2 protein-coding genes and 1 pseudogene are annotated in these 3,097 nt (G+C 68.5%); 1 reads left to right on the top strand and 2 read right to left on the bottom strand.

The genetic code is table 11. The features are described from left to right. A pseudogene (locus tag ACH65_RS19955) lies at nt 1-175 on the bottom strand (OmpA family protein); the annotation flags it as partial. Between the two features lie 143 nt (nt 176-318). Continuing rightward, on the bottom strand, nt 319-1,770 hold the full coding sequence (locus ACH65_RS14200; protein ID WP_049623269.1) for a bifunctional 2-methylcitrate dehydratase/aconitate hydratase: 1,452 nt from the start codon (nt 1,768-1,770) through the stop codon (nt 319-321). A gap of 299 nt (nt 1,771-2,069) precedes the next feature. On the opposite strand from ACH65_RS14200, the gene ACH65_RS14205 reads away from it, so the two are divergent. Then, nucleotides 2,070-2,747 carry a TerC family protein gene (locus ACH65_RS14205; protein WP_049623270.1) on the top strand — a complete coding sequence of 226 codons (678 nt, stop codon included), beginning with the start codon at nt 2,070-2,072 and terminating at the stop codon, nt 2,745-2,747. The last annotated feature ends 350 nt before the right edge of the window (nt 2,748-3,097 follow it).

Genomic DNA, 3,097 nt, shown 5'->3' on the forward strand with positions numbered 1-3,097 from the left:
CGTAGTACACCTGACGGCTGTTCGTGTTGCGGTCCGTGTCGTTGTAGTAGCCGCCGACGGTCGGCGCGATGTACCAGCGGCCGTCGTATCCCGGGCTCGTCGCCTCCTGTGCGTGAACGGCACCTACGCCCCCTAGGGCCAAGGCAATCAGCACATAAATGCCCTTACGTTTCATCAGGTGTCTCCTTCGCAAGTTTCTTGCTTGTTGGATTGGTCCGGCGCCCCGACTGCCAGGCTGGAGGCACCTGCTCGCCATCCTGCGGCAGGAAGCCGGGCGCTGCCAGTGCAACAGCCACACTTTACCCAATAACAACATCTTTACAATGTGAAGAGCCCCAGCAGCTGGTGCACCGGCGTGGCGTCCAGCCGCGCCGGATCGGCAGCGAGCTCGAGGATGGCCTTGACCCGGTGCGCGGGCAAGTGGCCGCGCAGGGCGCCCTCGAATTTCCTCAGCAGCACCGGGATGCCTTCGGCGCGGCGCTTACGGTGCCCGATCGGGAAATCCACCGAGATCTTCGCCGTGCTGGTGCCGTCCTTGAAGAACACCTGCACCGCATTGCCGATGTAGCGCTTGCCAGGGTCGAAATAGTCCTGGGTGAACTGCGGGTTCTCGCGCACCTCGGTCCGGGCGCGCAGCGCATCGATGCGCGGGTCGGCGGCCACCTCGTCGCCGTAGTCCCCCGCGGTGAGCCGGCCGAAGATCAGCGGCACGGCCACCATGTACTGGATGCAATGGTCGCGGTCGGCGTAGTTGGCCAGCGGGCCAGTCTTGTCGATGATGCGGCAGCCGGCTTCCTGGGTCTCGATCACCACCCTCTCGATCTGGTCGAGCTTGCCGGCGACCTCGCCGTGCAGCGCCATCGCCGCCTCCACCGCGGTCTGGGCGTGGAACTCGGCGGGGAAGCTGATCTTGAACAGCACGTTCTCCATCACGTAGCTGCCCAGCGGCCGCTCGAACTCGAACGGCTTGCCGCCGAAGGCCGCGTCGTAATAGCCCCAGGTCTTGGCCGACAGCGCCGAGGGGTAGCCCTCCACGCCGCGGTACACCGCATTGATGGCGTGGGTGACCGCCCGGCGGCAGGCGTCGCCCGCGGCCCAGCTCTTGCGCGGCCCGGTGTTGGGTGCGTGACGGTAGGTGCGCAGGGCGCCGTTGTCGATCCAGCTGTGCGAGACGGCGGCGACGATCTGCTCCTTGCTGCCGCCCAGCATGGCGGCGGCCACCGCGGTGGAGGCCAGGCGCACCAGGATCACGTGGTCCTGGCCGACGCGGTTGAAGCTGTTCCTGAGCGCGTAGCCGCCCTGGATCTCGTGGGCCTTGATGGCGTAGCCCAGCACGTCGCGCACGGTGAACGGCGTGCCGCCCTCGCGCTCGGCCTTGCGGCTCAGGTAGTCGGCCACGGCGAGGATGGCGCCGAGGTTGTCGGAGGGGTGGCCCCACTCCGCCGCCAGCCAGGTGTCGTTGAAATCCAGCCAGCGGATCTGCGTGCCGATGGCGAAGGCCGCCTGCACCGGGTCCAGCTCGTGGCTGGTGCCCGGCACGCGCGCGCCGCCGGGCAGCGTGGCGCCAGGCACCACCGGCCCCAGGTGCTTCACGCACTCGGGGAACTTCATCGCCAGCATGGCGGTGCCCAGCGAGTCGAGCAGCATGTAGCGCGCAGTGTCGTAGGCCTCCTTCGAGTCGATCGCGTGGTCGATCACGTAGTCGGCGATGTCGACCATCGGCTGGTCGGGGTCGGGGCGCAGGGCGGAGCGGATGTCGTGGGCACTCATGCAGCTCTCTCGCGGTACGGGGGTAAAGAAAGGCGCGATTCTAGCCACGCCGCACGCCGCGCAGCAGTGCCGCCGCTTGACCCCTTCCGGCGCGGGCGGGGACAATGGTCGCGCTATTCCATCCCAAAGGGGAGTAGTTCCGGAGCCGGCCCGGCCGGTTCCGCGCGACGATCGTCATCACGGGCGCACACGCCCCGGGCGTCGCGGCGGCCTCAGGCCTGCGAACGAGACTTTTGCGATGACCGCGGGCCGCGCGCCGCCCGCCGTCGTCGCTCGAGTCCGGCGCGCTGGAACCCACTATGTCGCTGACCACCGATTTCCTCTCCGGCCTGCTGGCCATCGTCCTGCTCGACCTCGTGCTCGCCGGCGACAACGCCATCGTGATCGCGCTGGCTGCGCGCAACCTGCCCAAGTCGCTGCAGAAGAAGGCCGTGTTCTGGGGCACCTTCGGCGCGGTCGCCGTGCGCGTGGCGCTGACCACCGCGGTGGTCTACCTGCTCAAGCTGCCCGGCCTGATGCTGGCCGGCGGCCTGCTGCTGCTGCCGATCGCCTGGAAGCTGCTCAAGCACGAGGACAAGGGGCCGGACATCAGCGCCGCGGACAACTTCTGGTCGGCGCTGCGCACCATCGTCGTGGCCGACGCGCTGATGGGGCTGGACAACGTGCTCGCCATCGCCGGCGCTTCCAAGGGCCACCTGGGGCTGGTGGTCATCGGCCTGCTGATCAGCGTGCCGCTGGTGGTGTGGGGCTCCACGCTGATCCTCAAGCTGATCGAGCGCTTCCCCGTCATCGTCTACATCGGCGCCGGCCTGATCGCCTGGACTGCGGCGCGCATGATCGCGCACGACCGGCTGGTGCACGACTGGTTCGACCTGCGGCCGTGGACGCGCTACGCGCTCGACGCGCTGCTGGTGGCCGGCATCTGCGTGGGCGGCTGGCTGATGCAGCGGCGCCAGCGCGCCGCGGTGTCGCCCTGACTCCTGCGCCCCGCCCAGCCCGTCCCAAAGGAAAGGGGGGGAGCCCTCGGGCTCCGCCTTATTTCGTCATCGGCCCCTCCTGGCGCCTCAGCGCCGGCTCCCGATTTTGCTGCCGACGCGCTGGAGCCATGGAGCGCGTCTTGCGGTAGCCATGGGTACCGGGAACGCAGCGACTCCGCTCTTGCTCGTCGTTCCTGCGTAGACCGGAGGCGCTTCACAACAGCGAAGCGGGTCACCCAGCGCCGCGCTGGGCTTTTTGAAGCGAAACATTGGCGCGATCTGGCCGGCCGTTGGCCGGGGGTTTCGCTCATCTGCCGATGAGCGAGCTACTTTCTTTGCTTGTCCAAGAG

It is taken from the genome of Frateuria defendens (assembly GCF_001182895.1).
GTDB lineage: Bacteria > Pseudomonadota > Gammaproteobacteria > Xanthomonadales > Rhodanobacteraceae > Frateuria_B > Frateuria_B defendens.